Raw genomic sequence first — 23,360 nt, forward strand, 5'->3', positions numbered from 1 at the left:
CGTTCCTCCTGCGTGACGACGGTTCGCCGGGCCGCGCGTCCCCCTCACGCGGCGGGGGCGCACCCCCGCCGGAGGGGGGTCCGGCGCCGGTCGGTCAGCGGACGCCGGGACGCACCAGGCCGGTCTCGTACGCGGCGATGGTCGCCTGCACCCGGTCGCGCGCGCCCAGCTTGGCGAGCACCACCGCGACGTGGTCCTTCACGGTGGAGGGGCTGATGCCGAGCGCGGCGGCGATCTCGGCGTTGGTGCCGCCGCGCGCCACCTGGACCAGCACCTCGGTCTCGCGCGGGGTCAGCGCGGTCAGCCGCCCGCCGTCGAGCGCGGCGGGCGTGGACGCGTAGTGATCGATCAGCCTCCGGGTGACTCCCGGGTCGAGCAGACCGTCACCGGCGGCGACCACCCGGACGGCCTCGATGACCCGGTCCGGCTCGGCGTCCTTGAGCAGGAAGCCGGAGGCGCCCGCGCGCAGCGCGGTGAAGACGTACTCGTCCAGTCCGAAGGTGGTGAGCACCAGCACCCGGGTGCCGGGCACGGCGGCGGTGATGCGAGCCGTGGCGGTGATGCCGTCGAGGCCGGGCATCCGGACGTCGAGCACCGCGACGTCCGGACGCAGCTCCCGTGCCTGCCGTACGGCGGTGTCACCGTCGCCGCACTGACCGACCACGGCGAGGTCGGGTTCCGCGTCGAGGATGGCCGCGATGCCCGCGCGGACGACGGCCTGGTCGTCGGCGACCGTCAGGCGGATCACGTCCGCACCGTCCCGGGAAGCCACACCCGAACCGTACCGCCGTCGGCGACCGTGACCGTTCCGTCGGCCGCGTCCACCATCGCGCGCAGCCCGCGCGGCGGCGCGACCTCGTGCGCGCCGGTGACCGTGATCTCAAGGGCGTCCGAGGCGAAGTGGATCCCGATGCGCGCCTCGTCGGTGATGAGCGCCTCCACCGCGCGGTAGGCGGCGACCTCGACCGCCGGAGGGAACGGCCGGACCTCGCCGGTCAGCCGGGTGGCGGCGCGGTGCCGCGCGGCCAGCCCGGCGACGCCCGCGAGGGTGGGCGGCGGGTCGTCGTCGGAGCCGGGGTCGGCACGCAGCTCGGCGAGCAGCTCGCGCAGCACCGCCATCGCCGCGCGCCCCTCGGCCAGGACCGCGGGCAGCTCGCCCCGGTCGGCCGCGGCGACCACGGCCGCGACCCGCGCCCGGGCGGTGTCGCGCAGCCCGCGGATCAGTCGGAGCCGTTCGGCGCGCGCAGCGTCCGCCGCGTGCCGTTCGACCGAGTCCCGGCGGGACTCCTCCGCTGCGACCACGGCGCGCCGCCGGGAGCCCGCCCGCAGCCCCAGCGCCCACATCGCCAGCGCCGGTACGGCGCACCCGGCGGTGAACACCGCCCAGGCCAGGAGCGGCTCCGTCACGCCGTCGCCGGCCAGGGCCAGCCCCGCGACGGCCGCGACCACGACCGGCACCGGCCACGTACGGCGGGCTCGGAGGCCGCTCGGGGCGTTCGACGCGGCCGATCCGACGAGCACCAGGTCGCCCCACCAGCACCACAGCAGCACGTCGGTGCTGTGCGGCGCGGTCCAGCCGAGCCGCTCGCAGGCCAGCCAGGCGAGCAGCGCGGCGCTCGCCGTGAGCGGGGCCGCGAGCGGCATCGCCCGGCGGAAGGCCAGCGGAGCGGCGTGCGCGGCGAGCAGGACGGCGAGCAGTCCCCGGGCGGCGCCGGACGCCGCGAACACGTCGGGCCCTCCGGCGGGGATCAGCCCCGCGCCCAGCGGCAGGGCGAACGCCAGCAACGCGAGCGCGGCACCCAGGGCGAGCGTGCCCCGAGGCCCGAGCGCGGGACGCGCCGGACCGTCGCCGATCGGCGGTTCTCCAACCGATGTCGGGGCCGGTGCGGCGTCGGGCAGCCGGGCGAGGACCCTCCAGCCGGCGCCGTCGGGCCCTGCGTCCAGGCGGCCGCCCGCCGCGGCCACCGCCCGCCGCAGCGCGTCCAGGCCGGAGCCGCTGCCCAGCCCCTTCCCCGTGGGCGCGCCACCGCCGTCCTGGACGTCGACCACGAGATCGCGCCCGTCGGCGTCCACCGTCACGCGTACGGGCGCCCCGGCGGCGTATCTCCCGGCGTTGGTGAGCGCCTCGCGGAGTACGCGGAAGGCCAGAGCCGAGGACGTCTCCGTGGCGGCGGCCACGGAGCGCGTGTACCGGACGCTCGGGCGATCGGCGACGAGCACGTCGAGGTCGCGGAGGGAGCGCGGCGGGTCCAGGGCGTCGGCGAGCGCGTCGAGTTCGGCCAGCGCCGCCCGTCCGGCCTCGCCCGCGTGCCGGAGCGCCTCGGCCCGCAGCTCCGGGTCGTCCAGCCTGCACGCCGCCCCGGCCGAGACGACGACGCCGGTGAGGCGGTGCGCCACGACGTCGTGCAGTTCGGCGGCGAAGCGGGTGCGCTCCTCCCGGGCGGCGTGCCGCGACACGGCCGGGGCCTGGAGGAAGTAGTGCGCGCTGCCCTCCCGGACCGCGGCGCGCCGACGGCGCGATCTGCCCAGCGCCCACAGCGCCGCCCCCATGCCGAACGCCAGCGCCGCGCAGGCCGCGACGATCCGGGGCGACGCGCCGACGCCCGCGACCACGCCGGCCGTGGCCGCCGCCACGGCGATCACGGCCGGCGCCGAGGCCCCCGCCGTACGGCGTCGGGCCAGCGCGTACAGCGCGACGGCGCAGGCCAGGACCGTGACCGGAACCCCGACGCCCGCCACCGTCACGCCCGGAACGACGACGCTCGGAACCGCCGCCGGCTCACCGACGACACCTCGTGCCGAGACAGCCGGGCCGGAAGCAGCGGGACCGCCGACGGCCGGCCCGGCGATCATCAGGGCGGTGCTGTCCGCGTCGGCGCCAGGAGTCACCCGTCCATGATGCGGCCGGGGAAACCCGAAGCGGGAATCCCCGATGCGGCCGCCCTATCCCTTGTAGTTGAAGACCTGCCGCAGGGTGTGCTCGACCTCGACGAGGTCCCGCTGGTCCTCCATCACCTGGTCGATCGGCTTGTACGCCTCGGGGTGCTCGTCCACCAGGGCCGTCGCCCGGTCGGCGTTCCAGGTGCGGCCTGCCATCGCCTCGGCGAGCGACTCCGCCGACAGCCTGCGCCGTGCCTCGGCCCGCGACATGCGGCGGCCCGCGCCGTGGGAGCAGGAGTTGTACGACGACGGGTTGCCGAGACCGCGCACGAGGTACGAGCGCGTGCCCATCGAACCGGGGATCACGCCGTGGTCGCCCACGTCCGCCTTGATGGCGCCCTTCCGGGTGATCCACATGTCCTTGCCGTGGTGGCGCTCCTGCTCCGTGAAATTGTGATGGCAGTTGGTCGTTCGTACCCGCTCGCCCTTGCCGACGACGGAGAACAGCGCGTCGGAGAGCACCGCGTCCATCCGGGCGCGCGAGGCCATGGCGTACCGCTGGGCCCAGAGCATGTCGCGGATGTAGGCGGTGAACTCGGGGGTGCCCTGGACGAGGTAGGCCAGGTCCGGGTCCTCAAGCGTGATGAAGTAGCGCGCCATCAGCTTCTTGGCCTCGGCGATGTGCCGCGTCGCGAGCTGGTTGCCGATGCCGCGCGAGCCGGAGTGCAGCACCGTCCAGACCCGGTCGCGCTCGTCCAGGCAGACCTCCACGAAGTGGTTGCCCGAGCCGAGGGTGCCGAACTGGCAGGCCGTGGTGTTCCGCTGCTTGGCCGAGAGCTCGGTGTGCGGGTGGCCGATCGCGTCGAGCGCCTCGTCGATCGCCGGATCGTCGTGGCCCTTGCCCACGCCGGCCGGGATGCGCCGCTCGACGAGCGGCATCAGCGCGTCCAGGCTGTCGGGCAGGTCTGCGGCGGTCAGCGTCGTTTCGGTCGCGACCATGCCGCAGCCGATGTCGACGCCGACGGCGGAGGGGATGATCGCCCCCTGGGTTGGGATGACGGAGCCGACCGTGGCGCCGAGGCCGACGTGCGCGTCCGGCATCAGCGCGACGTGGCCGGGGACGAACGGGAGCCGGGCGGCGCGAGCCGCCTGCTCGATGGTGCCCTGTTCGATGTCGGTTGCCCACGAGAGCAGGTTCGGGGCGACCCGGTTCGGCATGGTTGCTCTCCTTTACGTCGCCGCCAAGTCTGCCCGGGCCGAGACGAAGTATCGACTTATTTGATCTGCAGTTCGCCAGGTCGCGCCCGGGTCGGCTCTGCCCGGGCGCCGCTCGGTCCGGCCGTTTACGGCGTCTGGAACCCGCGAAACGTCACGCGCCTCCGGATCACGAAGCCGAGCCGCTCGTAGAGTGCGAGCGCGTGGACGTTGGCTTCGGCCACGTGGAGGAACGGTCGCTCGTTCCGAGACGTGATACGTGTGACCAGGGCGCGCACCAGACGGGCGGCATGACCTCGCCCGCGCGCTTCCGGGGCGGTGCATACGGCACTGATCTCGGTCCATCCAGGCGGACGGAGCCGTTCGCCCGCCATGGCGACCAGGGCGCCGTTCTCGCGGACACCCAGATAGGTGCCGAGTTCGTGAGTCCGAGGCCAGAACGGTCCCGGTCGGGTCCGCGCAGTGAGCTCGAGCATCTCCGACACGTCGTCCACGCCCAGTTCGACGATCCCCGAGTCGGGCTCGGCATCGGCGTGACCGGGGTGGCCGTCCGCGGGCCAGATCATCTGGAAGCCGCCGAGAGCGAAGACCGGCTCCCAGTCCGCGGGCGGGGTCGCCGGGCAACTGAACAGGTCGGCGAGTTCGCCGCGACCGAGCAATCGCGCGAGGTCGGCCCACTCTGCCGGGTCCGGGTCGGCGGACACCGTGGAGAAGGTCGCGACTTCCGGTAGGTAGCCGGCCGCCCGGCCGAGCCGACGGCCCAGGTGCACGTGGGAGCCGCGGAGCGACTCACCGACCGGATCGTCGAGTGTGGCGGTGTCGCGGTTGAGCATTGTGGTTGTGCCTTTCCTGTCGTGCGCGCGTGAGAGTCGCAGCCGCCGGGGCCGTGCCACTCGAGCCCGCGACGTTCCAGGGACGACCGACACCGACGCAGCCGGTGACCGTCCGTGGACAGGGTCGTGACCGGGGGTTCTCGCAAAGCGTCGCGCCCAAAGAGAGTTCCCATGCGCGAGGGCGTTCGCGGATCCACGTGGGCACGATCGGTGGCGCTGTCCAGTGGAGTGTCGTCTCCTATGGCTCACCTTCGCGCTGGGCTGCGACTTGCTTGCAGCCGCAGTGTAGTCAGGCGGGTTCCTGTCCTGGTGGGAAGGGGGTCCGCCCCGAGGCGGCAGGCCCAGGTCGCCGTGGGTGCGCGATCCGGGCCAGGCCCCGCCGTCGCTCTCTCCCGCCCCGCCCGGGACGCCGGGTGAGGGCAGACCGAGGCTGGTGACCTCCGCGACCGCCTCTGGCAGGGCTTCGAAGCACCGCCGGAACGCCGGTACCGACAGGCACTCACTTACGCGTTCCGCCGTATGCGCGAGCACCCGCATACGGAGCAGAACGTAGGCGTCAACCGGCGCGCCCGGGGCGGACCAAGCCGGACTCGTAGGCAAAGACGACCAACTGCGCGCGGTCGCGCGCGGTGAGCTTCACCATGGCCCGGGAGACATGCGTGCGGGCGGTCGCCGGACTGATCACCAGTCGCTCGGCGATCTCATCGTTGGACAGGCCCCGGCCGACCAACGCGACGATCTCCCGTTCTCGGCCGGTGAGCAGGCCCAAGGCTCGCACGGCAGGCCCCCTCGGCGAGGGGCCGGACGCGAACGCCGCGACCAACCTGCGCGCGGCTTGCGGAGCGAGAAGGCTGTCACCGGCCGCGGCCACCCGGATGCCGCGCAGCAGTTCGGCCGGTTCCGCGTCCTTGAGCAGGAATCCAGCCGCGCCCGCCTTGATCGCCTCGAAGACCAACTCATCCTCGTCGTATGTGGTGAGCACAAGCACCCGCACACCGGACATGTTCGGATCCGCCGCGATCGCTCGAGTGGCCTCCAGCCCGTCCATCACCGGCATCTGGATGTCCATCACGATCACGTCAGGACGCTGGGCGCGAGCGGCGGCAACCGCCTGCCACCCGTCCCCGGCCTCGGCGACCACCTCCAGATCCTGCTCGGCAGCCACCAACGCGCGAAGCCCGGCGCGGACCATCACCTGGTCGTCGGCGAGCACGACCCGCAGCACGCTCACCCCCTCCCCCTCAGCGGCAGACGGGCATGGAGGGCGAACCCGGTACCAGGCGCCGCTCCCGCACGCGTCTCACCGCCGACCGCGCTGACACGCTCGGCCATTCCCCGCAACCCATGACCAGGTGGGCCGACCGGCCCCGCGGCACTCACGCCGTCGTCCGTCACATCGATCTCCAGCCAGCCGTCGACACACCTGAGACGAGCCCGAGCGTGAACACCGTCCCCCGCATGGCGCATCACATTGGTCAGCGCCTCCTGCACCACTCGATAGGCGGTGGAGCCGATCACCTCGGGAACCGCACGTTCATCGAGATCCATGACCGCTTCAACGCTCAAACCGCTCGCTCGCACCGTCGCGATCAACTCCTCCAGGTCGGCCAGACCCGGTGCCGCCTCCTCGCCCGGCTGCCGGACCACGGCCAGCGCGGCCCGGGCCTGTGCCAGAGCGTCGGTGCTGATCTGCCGGATCCCTCGCAACGCTTCACGCGCCTGCTCCGGCTGCCGGTCCACCAGATGCAGCCCGACGCCGGCCTGCAGGCTGATCGAGGCCAGGCTGTGGGACAGCACGTCATGCAATTCCCGGGCGATCCGCAGCCGTTCCTGCACGACCCGAGCTGCGGCCTCCCGCTCCATAAGTCGTCGGCGGGTGTGTGCGAACCGTGCGGCGACCACCGCCACAACCGCCCACACCACCGCCACAGTGAGCATCCTGACCGGGTCCCAGCCCTCCGGCGGCCCTGTGGCGACCGCTGTCGCCGCGCCACCGACCACGGCGAGCGGAACCCACAACCTCGCCCTGCCGACCTCCGAGACCAGTACCAGCAGACCGGCGAACGCGCCCAGGTACACCGGCCAGCCGGCGAACCGCATCCCCAGGTAGGTCGCCGCGGCGCCCACCGCGAGCGTGAAGGACAGCACCGGCGCCACCCGCCGTACGGCAAGCGCGGCCCCGGAGAGCACCAGCAGCGCCGCCCCGAGAGCGGTTACCGACCGGGCCTCGGGCTGGACCACACGCGCCACGGCCGACACCGCGACCATGAATGCGGACAGCATCACCGCCGCAGCCACATCCCAGGCGGGCACACGCATAGCAGAAGAATAGATCTTCCGCTCGGCCGGGCGACGCCCTCGCCGTCGTCTGAACAGTTCGGGCGAATACGCACGCCCAGCAGGACGTGCCTTGGGCTGTCAGCCCGCAACCTCCTGTACCAACGTCTCCCCGGCCATGGTCGGAGTCGTCGCCCGCGATCGCGCGCAACTGGTCGTCTTCGCCTATGAACCCGGCCTGCTCCACCCCGGCCGCACCGGCTGACCTGCGCGGTTTCCTCCTGGATACGTTCAGCGACGTACGCCGGGATCCCCGGATACCTGGGCGCACGTAGATGAAGTGCCGCCGGGGAGCCGACGACGCGGCCCATGGCCGGGCGGGAACCTACTGGCAGCAGCGCGATCGCGAGCTCTCCCATCGCGACGTCGGCGGTTTCCCAGGAGGTACCGGAAATGATTCCTTCCGCGTTCAGGCGCTCATCCCGGCCGGTGACCCTGAATGAGCACGAATTGGATTCGTCCACCCCGGACGAGAGTTCTTCCGAGAAAATGCCGGGATATGAGCGGCTATGGCGGCTTGTCCTGGCGGTGGCGATCGTCGGCGGACCGCTCGGATACTACGTCGGTAGCGCACTCAACTCGACCGTCCACGAGAACGGATCGACGAGCATCGCGGCGAACGCGGCCGCGAATCCGATCTTCAATGCGGTGCACTTGGTCGCGTACGTTCTCGCTTCGTTTCTGCTCCCTCTCGGAGCGGTCGGCCTCGCGTATCTCACTTATGCCCGGGCACCGTGGCCGGCCACGATCGGTGGGCTGCTCGCGGTGGTGGGGTGGCTGCCGTTCTCGGCCCTGACCGCCCTGGACGACCTCATGAGGGCCATGGCGCAGCTCCCCGACAGCGGTTCGTACGCCACGCTGTTGGACCGGTTCGCGAACGACGCGGTGATGGGCGGCTACCTGCTCGTCTACATCGTCGGGCATCTGGTGGCCTACGTGTTGCTCGCTATCGCGCTGCGCCGAGCCGGAGTCATCCCGAGTTGGGCGGCCTGGTCCATGCTGGCCAGCAGCCCCCTGACCGTCGCCGTCTTCGTGTTGCCGGGCCGTCCCCTTGTCCTCGGTGACGTCGCGCTGACCCTGCTCGTGATCGGCAGCATCCCCGCAGCCCGAGCCATGGCCACTCGCAGCCGACTCTCCACCCCGTAACAGGGATGTGCGAGACATCCGCGCACAGCGCGCGATGGGTCGCCGGCGGCACAGCGCAGCACGGGGCACAGGATGCCTCGCCTCTCCCTTGACGCGCCCCCACGATGTAGCAGCCGTGCGGGGTCGCCGCGCCAGTGGGCACCGAGTGCGAGCGGATCGGTTCGGAAGTCCTGCCGCCCCCTTCGTTCCCCGGAGAAGAACGATGTTCGCCTCTGGTTCTCCTGGATGTCAGGGTCATGATCTCGTGCGTTGGTTGATTACCGGCACCCTCGCCGTCGACATACGCATTGCCGACGAGGAGCACGTGATATGCGCTTCAGTTCTCCGTACCGCCTGGCCTCGGCGCTTGGGGCGGCCCTCGCCGTCGCCGTTGGCGCCGGTGCCGCCCTGGCGCCGGCCGCGCTCGCCGCGCCCGGTGCGCCGGGTACCCGGCCGTCGTTCTGCCGGCACGACAACCGCAGCACGCCGTTCGCGCAGTACCTGTGTGCCAAGCCCGGTGACCTGCTCGATGTCCGCATCGGCGACGTGCACCCGACCCAGCCGTCGCTGGGTTATGACGAGGTGTACTACAAGCTCGGCCGCTACACCCTCGGCAAGGACGCGATCAACAAGAAATTCGATGACTGGTGCGAGGCCGATGGCCGGCTGGCGGCGGCGTCGGTGTCGCCCGGCGCGCGCCTGAACGACCCGTCCTCGTTCACGTGCCAACTCCCGGTCGGCGCGGAGACAGCGGACAGCATCGCCGCCATGAAGACCGTCGTCATCGGTCCCGGTGGCGAGCCGTTCCTCACCGATGGGCACCACACGCTCACCTCCTTCTTCGAGACCCCCGACGGCGGCGCCGGCCTGCACGTGCGACTGCGGGTGCAGGCCAACCTGAGCGCCCTCACCCGTCAGGACTTCTGGAACGAGATGCGGGCGCACAAGTGGGTGTGGCTGCGCGGCCCCAACGGCAACCCGGTCACCGTGAACAAACTGCCGACCAGCGTGGGGCTGGCCAACTTCACCGACGACAAGTACCGCAGCCTGCTCTACTTCGGTCGCGACATCGGCTACGCACAGAACGGGCTGCCGTTCCAGGAGTTCTACTGGGGTAGCTGGGTCCGCGACGCCAAGCCGATCAACCTGGCCGACTGGAACCAGAACGACCACGGCAGCTACCTGGCCACCGTCAGGGCACTGACCGAGGCGATGACCGCGTTGCCCAAGAACACCGTCGTCGACAACGGCTTCACCGCCGCCCAACTGGGCGCGCTGGGCCAGTGGAACGACGGCAAGGCCGCCAATAAGGGGGAGTTCGACAAGCTGAGCAAGCCGTACTCCGACGCCAAGCCCGGCAAGCTGGCGTACACGCTGGAGTACAAGCGGGTGCACGGCCTGGGCTGAGGCCCCCGGGGCGGTACGGATGGGCCGTCGAGATCATGCTCGACGGCCCGGCCGGTGCAGGTGGTGCAACCGGACGAGGGCCGCCTGCCGGCAGCCGCCGGCTCGCAAAGTAGCCGAACCTGAAGTTGGCCCGGCTTGGTGGACACCACCGGGCCCACCCGTTGGCTTATGGATCGTCAAGAGCCATTGCGACCGGATCCTATCGGTTACGCGTGGACAGGCTGATTGTTACATCCGTAACCTGTAAACGTGACGAGCGAAACCGATGGCTGGTTGTTGATCAGCGTGAGCACTGCGGGCGCGGCGGCGACGCTGCGGGTGCAGGTGTGGCGCAAGTTGCGGTCACTGGGCGCGCTGTATCTACAGCAGTCGGTATGTCTGCTTCCCCTGCGGCCGGAGGTGGTCCGCGAGGTTCGCCGGCTGACTGACCGGATGCGGCAGCACGGCGGAAGCAGCCGGGTGCTGCGTATCGCCTTCACCGATCCGGCCGAGCGGGAGCAGGTGATCGCCGAGCTCAACGCGGCCCGCGACGCCGAGTACGCCGAGGTACTGGAGCGGCTGCCCTCCTTCATGGAGGAGCTGGCGATGGAACGGGCGCGGGGGCGGGCGACCTACGCCGAGGTGGAGGAGTCGGAGGCCGATCTGGAGCGGTTCAGCTCCTGGATGGCCAAGATCGCCGCCCGCGACTACTTCGATGCCCCCGGCGGCCAGGTGGCGCGCGACGCAGTGGCACGGGCGGCCGAGGCGCTGGCGGAGTTCGAGCAGGCCGCGCTCAGCGCCGAAGCCCCGCCGGATCCCGCGGCTTTGCGTCCCAGCCCGTCCCGGCGGCTGAGAGCAGTGGAGGAGTCATGACTCTCCCCGGCGAGGCGGCCGGAGACCCGGCTGTGGCCGCGCCCGCCGTCGGCATCTCCCTCCAGCGGGAGCCGGCACCGCTCTGGCACGCCCTGGATACGGCCGAGACATTGCGGCGCCTGGAAACCGGCCCCGCCGGGCTGACCGAGGCCGAGCGTGCCCGGCGGCTGGCCCGCTACGGGCCGAACACGGTAGCCGGCCGCAAGCGGGAGCCGTGGTGGAAGGAACTGGCCGAGTCACTCGCCGAGCCGCTGCAACTGCTCCTGATCGCGGTCGCGGTCCTGTCGGCCGTCTTCGGCGAACTGTCGGATGCCCTGGCGATCGCCGTAGTGATCGTGGTGGTCGCGGTGCTGGAGACGGCCACGGAAATGCGGGCGGCGCGGGCGATCGCCGCGCTCAAGGCGATGACCGCGCCGACCGCGCGGCTGCTGCGCGACGGCAGGGCATCGGAGGTCCCCGCCGCCGACTTGGTTCCGGGCGACGTCCTGGTCATCGAGGCCGGGGACGTGGTGCCGGCCGACGCCCGCGTGCTGACCGCCCGCGGGTTGCGGGTGGATGAGTCCACGTTGACCGGCGAGTCCGTCCCGGTCGGTAAGGGCGAGCACACTGTGCCGGCCTCGGCGGAGCTCGCCGCGCGGTCGAGCATGCTGCACGCTGGCACTGCCGTACTGGCCGGCGAGGGTCACGCGGTGGTGGTGGCCACCGGCGCCGCCAGCGAACTGGGCCACCTGGGGAGCTTGGTGGCCGGCATCAAGGAGCCCCCGACCCCGTTGCAGATCGCGTTGTCCCAGCTGGCGCGCGCCGTGCTGGTCCTGGCGATCGCCGCCAGCGTGCTGGTGCCCATCGTGGGCCTGGTCGCGGGGCAGCCCTGGCGGGACATGCTGCTGGCGGGGCTGACCGTCGCGTTCGCCACCGTGCCGGAGGAACTACCGATCCTGGTCACCGTCCTGCTGGCGGTCGGAGGGCGGCAGCTGGCCCGCCGCGGGGCGTTGCTGCGCCGCCTGCGTGCCGGGGAGACCCTGAGCGCGGTGACCACTGTGGTCACCGACAAGACCGGCACCATGACCGACAACCAGCTGCGCCTGGTCGAGATCGTCGGCGACCGCCACGAGGTGCTCGCCGTCGCGCTGGCCTGCCAGCCCAGCGACGCCACACGCCGTGAGCCGCTGGAGGCCGAACTTGCCGAGGCCGCCGCCGGGGCCGGCATCATCCGCGACGGCCGCGAGGTCGCGGTGTTCCCCTTCGAGCCGGCACACAAGCTGCTGTCCCGCGCGCTGGTCGAAGACGACGGCACAGATGACGGCATCATGGTGGCGGTGTCCGGAGCGCCGGAAGCGGTGCTGGAGCGCTGCGACCTCACCAGCGCCGCCCGCGCGGACATCGAGGACGCCCTGATGCGGTTGTCGCGGCGCGGCCTGCGCGTCATCGCCTTCGCTCGCCGCCGCCTGCCCGCCGCCCCCGCCGACCGGGACGAGGCCGAGCGGGGCTTGACCTACACCGGGCTGGCCGCGTTCGACGATCCGCTCCGCGCGGGCGTGCCCGAGGCGGTGACCGCACTCACGCAGGCCGGAGTGGACACGATCGTGGTCACCGGCGACCACCCTGCGACCACGACGGCCATCGCCCAACGCGCCGGTCTGCCCGCCGGACGCATCTTGAGCGGGCAGGAGGTGGACGCGATGTGTGAGGCCGACCTTGACGCCCACCTGCGCCACGGCACTGTGATCGCCCGCGCCACCCCGGCCACCAAGCACCGCGTCGTCCAGGTGCTGCAACGCCGCCGAGAAGTCGTCGCAGTCACCGGCGACGGCGCCAACGACGCCCCCGCCCTGGCCGCGGCCGACGTCGGCATCGCCTTCGGCAAGCGCGGTGCCGACCTCGCCCGTGCCGCCGCCGACCTGGTGCTCACCGACGACGCCTACCCCACCGTGGTGACCGCGATCGGCAAGGGCCGCAACATCACCGCACAGTTGCGCCGCGCCGTGGCCTTCTACCTCGGCGCGAAGCTCGCCCTCGTCATCGTGCTGCTGGTCGCGCTCGCGGCGGGGCTGCCGAACCCGTTCCGTCCGGTGCACATCGTGCTGCTGGAGGTCTTCATGGATCTTGGGGCGTCGGTCGCGTTCGTCGCCGAGCCTGCCGCACCCGCGGCGATGCGCCGCCCGCCCCGCCCCGCTGGCGCACGTTTCCTCGACTCCAGCGTGCTGACCGCCATCGCCACCACCGCGGTCAGTCTCACTCTGGCCGTGCTGCCCGCCTACCTGCTGCTCAGCGCGATCGACGCGAGCATCGAGCAGGCCCGCGCGGGCGCGGTGCTCGCCTGGCTGGCCGCGCACGTCCTGATCGCCTGGACCCTGCGCACCCAGCCCCGGCTGTCGTGGAGGACCAACCCCGCCTTCCCCGCCTGGGCCGCCGCCGCGGTGCTCATCGGATTCCTCGTGGCGCTCACCCCTGTCGGAGGGGTGGTGCACCTCGGGGTGCTGCCCGGCCTCTGGCCGGCGATCGTTGTCGCGCTGGCCTTGGGCGCCACCATCCTCGCGGGGATCCTCACCCGCACACCGCACATGTCCAGGCGGCTGTAGAAGACCGGCCAAGACCCTGCGGCAGTGCCCACCCCGACAGCACACCGCTCGTCGCTACCTACGGCCCGCCCCGAGCCGCCTTCATCGCCACTGATCCGGCCATAGCCGTCGGCAACGGCGTGGGCGATGAGACGGCCGCCGCAGGCTGGCAGGTCAGTCAGCCTCTGGCGTCTGCCTCCGCGCCCGCGGCGTCGCTGATCCCGAGCCGCAGATGCTCGACGTGATACAGGGCTTGGTCCAGCAGTTCGGCGACGTGGTTGTCATACAGGGCGTAGACCACCGAGCGGCCGTTGCGCGTGCCGGTCACCAGGCCGAGGTTGCGCAGCAGGCGGAGCTGGTGGGAGCAGGCGGACTGCTCCATCCCGACCTCTGCGGCCAGCTCGGTGGCGGCCAGGGGTCCTTCGCGGAGCCGGGCGAGGATCAACAGTCGGGAGGGGGTGGCCAGGGCCTGCAACGTGGTGGCCACCGTGGCGGCGTTGGCCGCGTCCAGGCGAGTGCGCGGCACACTGCCGACGGCTGGTGCTGCTCCATGACCCATGCCCCCATCCTACGTAGCCATGAATACATGAATTCTTGTTCATCTATTCCTGTTAATGTGGAGGGGTTGCCCCATTCGAGCCCAGCAGACCGAGGATCACCGCTGCGATGTCGTCTACTCTCACCCGCTCGGCCCCGCCTGCCGGGACCACGCGCGAGGTGGTAGCGCCCTGGCGCCGTACCCGTGTTCTTGCCCTGCCCGAAGTCCGCTGGGCGGCGGCCGCCCTGGTGCTGTTCCTGCTGGCGCTGCCATTGCACCTGCTCGGGGCGCCCGCCTGGATGTGGGGATCCCTGTACGCGCTCACCTACGCCGCCGGCGGCTGGGAACCGGGCTGGGCGGGTCTGAAAGCACTACGCGACAAGACGCTGGATGTAGACCTGCTGATGGTCCTCGCCGCCCTCGGGGCGGCCGCGATCGGTCAGGCCCTGGACGGCGCGCTGCTGATCGTCATCTTCGCCACATCCGGCGCCTTGGAGGCGATCGCCACCGCCCGCACCGCGGACTCCGTGCGCGGTCTGCTCGATCTGGCTCCTGCCACCGCCACTCGGATCAGCGACGACGGCACCGAGGAAACGGTGCACACCGACCGTCTGGCGGTCGGCGACGTGATCCTCATACGCCCCGGAGAGCGGGTCGGCGCCGACGGCCGGGTGCTGAGCGGGGCCAGCGAGGTCGATCAGGCCACCATCACCGGAGAACCCCTGCCGGTCGCCAAGGAGGCCGGCGACGAGGTGTTCGCCGGCACCTTGAACGGCACTGGCGCGCTGACCGTGAAGGTCGAGCGCGACGCCTCCGACTCGGTGATCGCTCGGATCGTCGCGATGGTGGAGGAAGCCTCCCAGACCAAAGCCCCGACCCAGCTGTTCATCGAGAAGGTCGAACAGCGATACTCCGTCGGCATGGTCGCCGCCACCATGGCCCTGTTCGCTCTGCCCCTGATCTTCGGCGCGGACCTGCAATCCACGCTGCTGCGGGCGATGACCTTCATGATCGTCGCCTCCCCGTGCGCGGTGGTACTGGCCACCATGCCCCCGCTGCTGTCGGCCATCGCCAACGCCGGACGCCACGGGGTTCTGGTCAAGTCCGCGGTGGTCATGGAACGCCTCGGGCAGGTCGACGCTGTGGCATTGGACAAGACCGGCACTCTCACCGAGGGCACCCCCCGGGTGACGGACATCCGCCCGCTGGCAGCCTCCAGCCTGGATGAGGACGGTCTGCTGACGTTGGCGGCGGCGGCCGAGCACCCCAGTGAGCACCCGCTGGCCCGCGCCATCCTGGACGCTGCTCGCACCCGTGGCCTGTATATCCCCGTGGTGACGGACTTTTCCTCCGCTCCCGGAACCGGCGTGACCGCTACCGTCGACGGCTGCACCGTTGCGGCGGGCAGCCCCGCCCGGCTGCTGAGCGAGGGTGACGGCCATCCGGCCGCCGTGGTGGCGGCCCAGTTGGAGAACGACGGCCGCACCGCTGTCGTGGTGATCCGCGACCGCACCCCGGTGGGCGTGCTCGGCATCGCCGACCGGCTGCGTGATGAGGCCGCCACCACCGTCACCGCGCTGTCCACGCTGACCGGCGCCACCCCGATTCTGGTCACCGGGGACAACCCACGCTCGGCCGTGCGTCTGGCCGCCGAGGTCGGCATCACCGACGTCCGCGCTGGTCTGCTGCCGCAGGACAAGGTCACCACCGTGCGGGAACTACAGCAGGCCGGGCGAAAGGTGCTCGTGGTCGGCGACGGCGTCAACGACGCACCGGCTCTGGCCGCCGCCCACGCTGGCATCGCCATGGGCCGGGCCGGCTCCGACCTGGCCTTGGAGACGGCCGACGCTGTCATCGTCCGTGACGAGTTGGCCACCATCCCCACGGTCGTCGCCCTCTCTCGCCGTGCCCGCCGCCTGGTCATCCAGAACCTGGTGATCGCGGCCGTGTTCATCACGGGCCTGGTCGTCTGGGATCTGATCGGCACCCTGCCACTGCCGCTCGGTGTCGCCGGTCATGAGGGATCCACCGTCATCGTCGGTCTCAACGGGCTGCGCCTGTTGCGTGATGCCGCCTGGCGCCGCGCCCGGGATGCCAGGTGAGAGCAGACCGAGGCTGGTGACCTCCGCGATCGCCTCCGGCGGGGCTGCGAAGCACCGCCGCAGGTTTCCGGCTACTTGTGCCCGGACTTGGCCATCACCGTCGGAAGGATCCGTCCTGGCGTTCCTGAGATAAGTCAATGAGTGAGTGCCGGAACTCGTGCAGTTCTCGGGGGCGGGACCGGCCGCCTTCGCCCGCCCCTCGGGGCGCCGCCGGCCCCCTGGCTGTACCCCCTTGATGTCTACCGCTCATCCGTCTTCTCTCAGGCGCGACCGCGATTCGTTGCGCCGTGTGCTGGCTCAGGTGACGTGTACGGTGATCTCGCCCGTGTGGAGCCTGCCCTCGGTCTGGAACTGCAGGAACAGGCGCCAGTTGCCCGACCTCGGCAAATTGGCATGGAACAGCAGGGTCGGCCCACCGTGGTCGGCATGGACCTTGGTCTCCGGGTGGAGGTGCGCAAACGCCTGATCGCCCTGATGGAAAGCGGTGAGGTGGGCGTAGGTGTCGAGGTAGGGCTGCAGGTCAGTGACAGGCTTGCCGGCCTTGGCGAAGGTCATGGTCAGCGCGCTGTCCATACCAGCCTTGAGATCGCCGCTCACGTTCACGACATAGCCGTCGACCGTCGTGGAGCTTGAGGCCTCGGGCAATGCGATGCCGTGCTCTATTCGGTGTGCGGAGCACCTAGATGACGTGCATGAGTCACGTGGCAGGAGGCTCCGCTCCCTGAACCGTTCCCACGCTGGCCACCACCATGACGGCGATTACCAGTTATCTGGCCCGCAGGTAGGTCGTGGAATTGCCAGCAATCGGCATGGAAGACGGTGGAATGTCTTCCATCCAGGGCGGGCTGATGTAACCGTGGTTGCATAGGTGTTTCGTCGGGTGCTGAGGGGAGCACGCGATGCACACTGTTTCGTTCCCACGCGTCGGCCGGATCCGCACAACAGGGCTTGTGGCGATAGCCGCGCTGGTGACAGCATCGGGCGGCTCGGGCATGGCGACCGCATACGCAGCTGACGGGGACGGACCGCATCAGGACCGCCTCCTGCGGCCGGTGGCCACCAGCGAGGCCGACTGGAAGGCGACCGCGCAGGCGCTGGGAAGATCCGGCAAGCTGTCAACCGATCACACCGTGTATCGGGTGGGATTCCCCCGAGCGGATTTGAAGGTCACATCCAAAGGGGTTCCCGTCAAGGCGGGGTTCGCGCTGGGCTCGTACGCGGCCTTCGCCCGCTATGGAGACGGCCAGAGCATGATGATGGGCGATCTCGTGGTCACCGAAGATGAAGTGGGCAAGGTGACCGACGCCCTACAAGCGGCCGGGATCTCCCAGACCGCGCTGCACAAACACCTGCCGGCCCACGAACCGCCAGTCTGGTGGACCCACATTCACGCCATGGGAGACCCGGCGACGATCGCCCGCGGAATCCGAGCCGCTCTGGATCAGACAGCCACCCCACCGGCATCCGCGCCGTCCTCACCACCGCCGATCGACCTGGACACGGCCGGGATCGACGCCGCCCTGGGGACCAAAGGCACGAACGACGGCGGCGTCTACAAGTTCACCTTCGCCCGCCTCGAGGACGTCTCCTCCGGCAACCGGGTCACCCCAGCGGGGATGGGCGTGTCCACCGGCCTGAACTTCCAGCCGACCGGCGGCGGCAAGGCGGCCATCAACGGCGACTTCGTCATGACCGCCCCAGAGGTCCAAAACGTCATCCGCGCCCTCCGGCGGGGCGGCATCGACATCGTCGAGCTGCACAACCACACCCTCGACGATCAGCCCCGCATGTTCTACATGCACTTCTGGGCGGTCGACGATGCCGTCAAGCTCGCCCGCACGCTGCATCAGGCGGTAGCAGCGAGCGACATCAAACCGGCCGCCTGAAGCTACGGCCACCAGTAACAGGGGGCGCGATGAACGGGACGGCCGGACACCACAGCCAGGCCGGCATGTGGAAGTCGCTGCGCCGGATCCTGCTCCCGGACCGCGAGGCGGGACGGGCGGCGCTTCGCTGCGGGGCTGAATGGCGGCGCTTGGGCGTCCGGCTCGGAGCCCGACGCGATCCGGTCGCCCAGAAGGTGCGCGCGATCATTCAGGCGAATCGGGACAGGTGAGCCCGAAAGGGGGAAGCGGCCACACGACCAGCGGGATGGGCAGGCGTTCGAGCTGCCGACCAGGGCGTCCGCCCGGAGACACCCGTCACCAGCCCTCCCGTACCAGATCAGGTACAGGAACCGCGCCGATATGGCGCGCATGAGATCGCATACGCGCTGATCGGCGCCACCGCGCTATGGGGGTGCCTGCCACCCGGGCGGGCCCCTGGCAGAGGTGATGGGCCGTGAACATGAGGCAAGGCGGGACAGGCGAATGGGTGCTGCTGTCCTACCGGCTGCCCCGCGAGCCGTCCACCCCGCGTATCGGCATCTGGCGCAAGCTCAGACGCCTCGGCGTGGCACAGCTGTCCGACGGGCTGGTCGCGCTGCCGGCCGACGCGCGCACCCGCGAGCAACTGGAGTGGATCGCCGATGAGGTGATCGAGGCCGGCGGGACAGCCGGGATCTGGCTGGCCCACCCGTCCACTTCGGCACAGGAACAGCGACTGGCGGCGTCGATGGCCGCCGCCAGGGCCGCCGAATACGCCGCCGTCACCGAGCAGGCGGCACTCGCATCCGGCCAGGACGAGGCCACCCGGCACTCTACTGCCCGACGGCTGCGGGCCGAGTTGCGCCGCATCGGCCGCCGCGACTACTTTCCCCCGCCCCAGCGTCGCACCGCCCATCTCGCGGTCGATGCCCTCATCGCCCCAGGTGTCGCAGGCAAGGAAACGAAGGAGCGGCAGAGATGAAGTGGGGTACCCGCGCGGGGGTTCACATCGACAGGGCCGCGTGCGCATGGCTGATCCGTCGCCACATCGACCCCGACGCGGAGTTCGTGTTCGTCGGCGACCCGGCCGAACTGCCGAACGATGCCACCGGCTTCGACCTGCGCGGTGTCGCGCTGTCCCATCACGGCGGCGACTGCAGCTTCGAGACGATCCTGCGTACCTATGAGTTGACCGACCCGGTGCTGCAGCGCATCGCGCAGATCGTGCATGAGGCCGACCTGGACGACGAACGCTACGAGGCACCCGAAGCGCCTGGCCTGGACGTGATCCTTCGAGGCCTGTCAATGATCTGCGACGACCACCGGACTCTCCAGATCACCGGCCCCATCTTCGACGGGCTCTATGAGTTCTACCGACGTGAACTGCTGCTTGGGCGGGAACCGGCATGACCAGGGCCGTGCGCGTCGTCCTGGCCTCCCAGGCGCTGCGCGCCGTGGGGTATGGGGTGACCGCCGTACAGCTCGGGGCGATCCTGCGCGCCGGTGGCCTGGCCCCGGTGGAAGTCGGGCTTGTGCTGGCGGCCATCGTGGCCGGCAGCGTCACCGCCAGCCTCACCCTGGCGCGGTGGGGTGATCGCATCGGCCGCCGCCGCGCCTACGCCACGCTGTACGCGGCGCTGGCTTGCTGCGGCGTGGTCATCGCCTCCGGCGCACCGCTGTGGCTGCTCGCGCTGGTGGCGATGACTGGCGCGCTGTCCACCGAAGTGATCGAGTCCGGGCCGTTCACCACCCTGGAACAGGTCATGCTCGCCGGCACCGGGACGCACCATAAGGGAATCGTGCGCAGGTTCGGCCTCTACAACGCGGTCGCGACCGTGGCCGGAGCCGCCGGCGCCCTGCTCGGCACCCTCCCTCCCGATCGGCTGGTGCTCGGGGGTGTCCTGGTCGTGATCGGAACCGTCGGTGCGTTGCTGGCCTTTGAACTGCCCGCCACCGTGGAGGTCTCCGCACCACCGCCCGGCTCGGCCCAAGGGCGGACGCCGGCCGGATCGCGTCCTGTGGTCACGCGCCTCGCGGCCTTGTTCGCGGTGGACAGCCTGGCCGGTGGATTCGTCGTCCAGGCCTACGTCGCTTACTGGCTCGGCCTGCGCTTCGGCGCCACCACCCAGATCATCGGCATCACCTTCGCCGCCGTCGGAGTCCTGCAGACGCTGTCCTTCCTGGCGGCACCCATCGTGGCGGGCCGGATCGGGCTGCTACCCACCATGGTGTTCACCCACATACCGTCCAACCTGCTCCTGGCCGCCGTTCCGCTCGTCCCCACCCTGCCCGCGGCCATGGGACTTCTGCTGGCGCGGGCCTGCCTGTCGCAGATGGACATCCCGACCCGGCAGGCATATGTGATGGCGCTGGTCCCACCAGGTGAGCGGACCGCCGCGGCTGCGGTCACCAACACCGCCCGCTACGTCACCCGGCCCGCCGGCCCCGCGCTGGCCGGGCTGCTGCAATCGTTCGGCCTGGCGCTGCCGTTCCTGATCGCCGGGGCAACCAAAACCGGCTACGACCTGGCACTGTGGCAGACGTTCCGGCAGGTCCGCCTTCCCGCAGACCGGGAACCCTTGGCCGAGCGGAAATAGGCCCTCATGCGCTAACGCCACTTCCTGCACTCCGCCTCTCAATGGCCTATCTGATCCAGAACTAACCGCGTCTCGGAGGAGACGGCCACACCAAGGGCGGCGAGGCGGGCCTTGGTGTGGCGGACGCGTAGGCGGGCTTCGTCGGTGCGACCGAGTTCGACCAGGAGCCGGATGGCTCTGGGTTAGGTGGAACAGGGTGGTGTCTCTCAGCTTCTCGGCCAGTGTCCCGGACGCCTCCGTCACCTGGTGGCCCTCGCCGACTTCACAGGTCGTTCCGGACGCTGACCGCCCAACCAGCAGTGCTCCGATGCCGAAGCCGGACGCGAGGCCCAGAAACGTGTCCAGATACGAGTGCCCTTCCAGTGAGCAGGCGGTCAGGAGCAGCGCGGGCAACGGCTCGTCGGGTTCGGTGTCACGTAGCTCGGGGATGTCTTCGGCTTCCGAGTCTCGAAGGACGCGGCGTCGGGTGACGAACTGTCCTTCGAGGTGGTCGATGGCATCGTTCAGCTCAGGTGCCAGTCGGAGGCCGGGCAGGTAGTCGGTCATCGTCAGGATGGATGCGCCGAACCACCGTTCGGCGTCCGGCTGCGGCATGACGACGCGCGAGAGGAATAGCCCCTTCCACCACGGCCTGAGGCATATCTCCCGATGACGTGGTGTGCTCAGGAGCCCGGCACCGACGAAGAGCGGGTGACGGCCGCCAGCTGCGATCGGGCCGTGATGCCCAGCTTGGGGAACGCCTTGTAGAGGTGATAGCCGACGGTTCGCGGGCTGAGGAAGAGCTGCGCGGCGATATCGCGGTTGGAGGCGCCGTCGGCCGCCAGCCGTACGATCTCGCGTTCTCTGGGGGTGAGCACGCTGAGCGGGTCGTCGGCCCTGCGCGGCGCCGCCGGCACGTCTCCGGTCGCACGCAACTCCGCCCGGGCGCGCTCGGCCCACAGCTCCGCTCCGAGCCGGTCGAAGATCTCCAGCGCGGCGCGCAACTGCACCCGGGCATCGGCTCGCCGCCGTGCCCGTCGTAGCCACTCGCCGTAGGCGAGCCGCGTCCTCGCCCGCTCGTACGGCTGTTCGTCTTCCTCGTGGCGGCGTACGGCATCCCTGAAGTGCGTCTCGTCCCCCTCCACGAGGGCACGGCAGCGCAGGGCGATCGCGTCCGGCGACGGCTGACCGACGTGCCGCGCCGCCGCCCTGGCCTCGCCGTACCGGCAGAGCCATCCCCGCGCGAGACCGTGATCCTGGAACGCGACGGCCAGCCAGCCGATCACAGACCGCACTCCTGTCATCGCCGAGGCGTCCGCGCGCATGATGCTGGACCTGCTCGGTTGGAGAGGGCAGATCCTGCGCAGCAGCGATCTGCCCTCTCGATCCGGGCGTTCCCGACGACTTGCCGACCTCTCCGCGGCGACCGACCGCCGCTATCACGATGCGAGGTGTCCGGAATCCGCACAGTCGTCTGCCGAACCACGCGATGCGTCAGTCAAGGGAGTAACTGCCCCGAGCCCCGGAAAGGCGAAGTGGTATGTACTGGAGCGGAGGCCTCAGTCCTCGTCGTGCTCGCTTTCGTCTCGATCGCTTCGCCCGTGGGACTTGCTGTGGCTGTCGTGGTCGTCATCCAGTTTGCTGGCAATGGAGTTCGAATCGGAATCCGGCAAGGTCCACATCGTGATCAGCTGCCGAGGAAGCGTTCCCGAATTGCGGACCACTGGAGACGATGGCGACAGCGACTGACCATTGATGGCTGAGAGTTCCTGACAAATTGGTCTTGAGCGCAACCTGTGGAAGTGGATCAAATCGAACGATCGTCCGCGCCCAGCGTGATCGCCGCGGCAGTGGTGATGGCGGCTGAGGTGATCGCCGTTGTCGCAGGCCAGCCGAACCGCTCGACGGCCGTAGCGCCGAATGCCGTCCCGAGGCTTCCGCCGACAAAGTAGACGAGCATGTAGGCGCTGTTGAACCGCGCGGGTGCTGCGGGTTCGATCGCGAGGATGGTGCTTTGATTCGCGACTTGTGCAGCGAACAGTCCTGCGTCGAATAGCGCTAGACAGGCAAAGGCCGCGGCAGCACTCGGGAGGGCGAACCCGACGATTGCCGCCGCGGCTCCGGCGATCACCAGACCTACGAGGATCACGCGGCGCGCACCCACGCGATCGGTACACATGCCCGAAACCCGGGTGGCGAGAATGCCGAGGAGTCCAGCAAGTGCGTACATACCGATACGCTCTGCCGAGTACGAGTAGGGGGGCTCCGAGAGTGCTACCGCCAACCCCGCCCACAGCGCACAGAACGCAAAGAACCACAGGGCGCCACGGGTAGCGGCCACCCGCAACGCCGTGTACCGGACGAACAGGCCCGGAATCGACCTCAGCGTGGCGAGATAACCACGCTCGGTTCCTCCTCGGGTGCCCGGGACCACCAGCAGCAAGCCCACCGCGACGGCCGCACAGGCCGCGGCGAACACCATGAGCATGCCACGCCAGCCGATCACCTCGGCAAGCCAGCCGCCGACGATCCGGCCGACGAGGATCCCCGCCGATATTCCGGCCGTCACGATCCCCAGCGTCGCCGCTCGCCGATGTGGGGACGCGAGCCGGCCGACCACCGAACTGAGGCCCGCGCCAACTGCCGAGCAGGCCCCGATCACGCCGATCGCCGCCCCCAACGCCCATACATTGCCGACGACAGCACTCAAGAGCAGGGCAGCCGCCAGGCCGCCGACCTGCGCCGACAGCACCCGCCCCGGAGGAAATCGGTCGACCAGAGGGACAAGCAGACCGAGTCCAACCATGTACCCCATCGGCCCGCACGCAAGCGCTACCCCGACCGCAGTGAGCGAGGCGTCCAACGAGTTCGCCACATCGGCGATCGCCGGCTGCAACGGGTAGATCGTCGCTGTCCCGAGCGCAGCCGCAAGCGACATGAACCAGACGACAGGACTAGGCAATTGGCGGTGCTGATCGACACCGGCGAATTCAGTCTTCACGCGCCAACCGTAGGAAGCATCGGTGCAACGATGCTGGCAGAAAACAGACATTAATGGCACCGCGGATGAGG

At 70.5% G+C, this 23,360-nt stretch carries 20 protein-coding genes; 10 read left to right on the top strand and 10 right to left on the bottom strand.

Annotated elements, in window-relative coordinates:
* Positions 1-94 precede the first annotated feature (94 nt).
* The 6 genes from AWQ68_RS20315 to AWQ68_RS20340 all read right to left on the bottom strand — a co-directional run bounded on the left by AWQ68_RS20315 (position 95) and on the right by AWQ68_RS20340 (position 7,247).
* On the bottom strand, positions 95-772 hold the full coding sequence (locus tag AWQ68_RS20315) for a response regulator transcription factor (protein ID WP_245656008.1): 678 nt from the start codon (positions 770-772) through the stop codon (positions 95-97).
* Positions 745-2,889 (bottom strand): sensor histidine kinase, encoded by a 2,145-nt coding sequence (locus tag AWQ68_RS20320; RefSeq protein ID WP_066942483.1) that lies wholly within the window; start codon positions 2,887-2,889, stop codon positions 745-747. The genes AWQ68_RS20315 and AWQ68_RS20320 overlap by 28 nt, the downstream gene beginning before the upstream one ends.
* 54 nt (positions 2,890-2,943) lie before the next feature.
* The gene (locus AWQ68_RS20325) at positions 2,944-4,098 is read right to left on the bottom strand and encodes an RtcB family protein (RefSeq protein WP_066942485.1); all 1,155 of its coding nucleotides are present in this window, start codon (positions 4,096-4,098) and stop codon (positions 2,944-2,946) included.
* Positions 4,099-4,223: 125 nt separating this feature from the next.
* On the bottom strand, positions 4,224-4,928 hold the full coding sequence (locus tag AWQ68_RS20330) for a GNAT family N-acetyltransferase (RefSeq protein ID WP_066942487.1): 705 nt from the start codon (positions 4,926-4,928) through the stop codon (positions 4,224-4,226).
* A 556-nt stretch (positions 4,929-5,484) separates the two neighbouring features.
* A complete protein-coding gene (locus AWQ68_RS20335; RefSeq protein WP_066942488.1) occupies positions 5,485-6,153 on the bottom strand; it encodes a response regulator in 669 nt (222 codons plus the stop codon).
* 2 nt (positions 6,154-6,155) lie between these two features.
* Complete coding sequence (locus AWQ68_RS20340) at positions 6,156-7,247, bottom strand: sensor histidine kinase (RefSeq protein WP_066942491.1); 1,092 nt, start codon at positions 7,245-7,247, stop codon at positions 6,156-6,158.
* A gap of 447 nt (positions 7,248-7,694) precedes the next feature.
* Here AWQ68_RS20340 and AWQ68_RS20345 point away from each other — a divergent pair, with 447 nt between their 5' ends.
* From AWQ68_RS20345 to AWQ68_RS20360, 4 genes are all read left to right on the top strand, one after another.
* A complete protein-coding gene (locus AWQ68_RS20345) occupies positions 7,695-8,411 on the top strand; it encodes a hypothetical protein (protein WP_218006940.1) in 717 nt (238 codons plus the stop codon).
* A 309-nt stretch (positions 8,412-8,720) separates the two neighbouring features.
* Entirely contained in the window at positions 8,721-9,797 is a 1,077-nt protein-coding gene (locus tag AWQ68_RS20350) for a ParB/Srx family N-terminal domain-containing protein (protein WP_066942496.1), read from the top strand.
* A 249-nt stretch (positions 9,798-10,046) separates the two neighbouring features.
* Positions 10,047-10,649, top strand: coding sequence for a Chromate resistance protein ChrB (locus AWQ68_RS20355; protein ID WP_066942498.1), 603 nt, complete (start codon positions 10,047-10,049; stop codon positions 10,647-10,649).
* On the top strand, positions 10,646-13,228 hold the full coding sequence (locus AWQ68_RS20360) for a cation-translocating P-type ATPase (protein ID WP_084464216.1): 2,583 nt from the start codon (positions 10,646-10,648) through the stop codon (positions 13,226-13,228). The genes AWQ68_RS20355 and AWQ68_RS20360 overlap by 4 nt, the downstream gene beginning before the upstream one ends.
* Before the next feature lie 157 nt (positions 13,229-13,385).
* Here AWQ68_RS20360 and AWQ68_RS20365 read toward each other — a convergent pair whose 3' ends face one another.
* Positions 13,386-13,766 (bottom strand): ArsR/SmtB family transcription factor, encoded by a 381-nt coding sequence (locus AWQ68_RS20365; RefSeq protein ID WP_066942500.1) that lies wholly within the window; start codon positions 13,764-13,766, stop codon positions 13,386-13,388.
* Between the two features lie 107 nt (positions 13,767-13,873).
* On the opposite strand from AWQ68_RS20365, the gene AWQ68_RS20370 reads away from it, so the two are divergent.
* A complete protein-coding gene (locus tag AWQ68_RS20370) occupies positions 13,874-15,847 on the top strand; it encodes a heavy metal translocating P-type ATPase (RefSeq protein WP_066942502.1) in 1,974 nt (657 codons plus the stop codon).
* 297 nt (positions 15,848-16,144) lie between these two features.
* On the opposite strand, the gene AWQ68_RS20375 is transcribed toward AWQ68_RS20370, so the two are convergent.
* Positions 16,145-16,492: a DUF8832 domain-containing protein gene (locus tag AWQ68_RS20375; protein ID WP_505781486.1), complete on the bottom strand. Its 348-nt coding sequence runs from the start codon at positions 16,490-16,492 to the stop codon at positions 16,145-16,147.
* Positions 16,493-16,746: 254 nt separating this feature from the next.
* On the opposite strand from AWQ68_RS20375, the gene AWQ68_RS20380 reads away from it, so the two are divergent.
* The 5 genes from AWQ68_RS20380 to AWQ68_RS20400 all read left to right on the top strand — a co-directional run bounded on the left by AWQ68_RS20380 (position 16,747) and on the right by AWQ68_RS20400 (position 20,309).
* Complete coding sequence (locus AWQ68_RS20380) at positions 16,747-17,733, top strand: DUF1259 domain-containing protein (protein WP_066942504.1); 987 nt, start codon at positions 16,747-16,749, stop codon at positions 17,731-17,733.
* Between the two features lie 29 nt (positions 17,734-17,762).
* Complete coding sequence (locus AWQ68_RS20385; protein ID WP_066942506.1) at positions 17,763-17,963, top strand: hypothetical protein; 201 nt, start codon at positions 17,763-17,765, stop codon at positions 17,961-17,963.
* A gap of 230 nt (positions 17,964-18,193) precedes the next feature.
* Positions 18,194-18,694: a Chromate resistance protein ChrB gene (locus AWQ68_RS20390; RefSeq protein WP_066942707.1), complete on the top strand. Its 501-nt coding sequence runs from the start codon at positions 18,194-18,196 to the stop codon at positions 18,692-18,694.
* Positions 18,691-19,122 (top strand): chromate resistance protein ChrB domain-containing protein, encoded by a 432-nt coding sequence (locus AWQ68_RS20395; protein WP_066942508.1) that lies wholly within the window; start codon positions 18,691-18,693, stop codon positions 19,120-19,122. Before AWQ68_RS20390 ends, AWQ68_RS20395 begins: the two co-directional genes overlap by 4 nt.
* Positions 19,119-20,309 (top strand): MFS transporter, encoded by a 1,191-nt coding sequence (locus tag AWQ68_RS20400; protein WP_066942510.1) that lies wholly within the window; start codon positions 19,119-19,121, stop codon positions 20,307-20,309. The genes AWQ68_RS20395 and AWQ68_RS20400 overlap by 4 nt, the downstream gene beginning before the upstream one ends.
* A 662-nt stretch (positions 20,310-20,971) precedes the next feature.
* On the opposite strand, the gene AWQ68_RS45980 is transcribed toward AWQ68_RS20400, so the two are convergent.
* Positions 20,972-21,613, bottom strand: coding sequence for a helix-turn-helix transcriptional regulator (locus AWQ68_RS45980; protein WP_084464217.1), 642 nt, complete (start codon positions 21,611-21,613; stop codon positions 20,972-20,974).
* Positions 21,614-22,095: 482 nt separating this feature from the next.
* Positions 22,096-23,289, bottom strand: coding sequence for an MFS transporter (locus AWQ68_RS20410; protein ID WP_066942514.1), 1,194 nt, complete (start codon positions 23,287-23,289; stop codon positions 22,096-22,098).
* Between the last annotated feature and the right edge of the window lie 71 nt (positions 23,290-23,360).

Origin of the sequence: Microtetraspora fusca (genome assembly GCF_001570365.1) — a bacterium.
Classification (GTDB): Bacteria; Actinomycetota; Actinomycetes; order Streptosporangiales; family Streptosporangiaceae; genus Microtetraspora; species Microtetraspora fusca.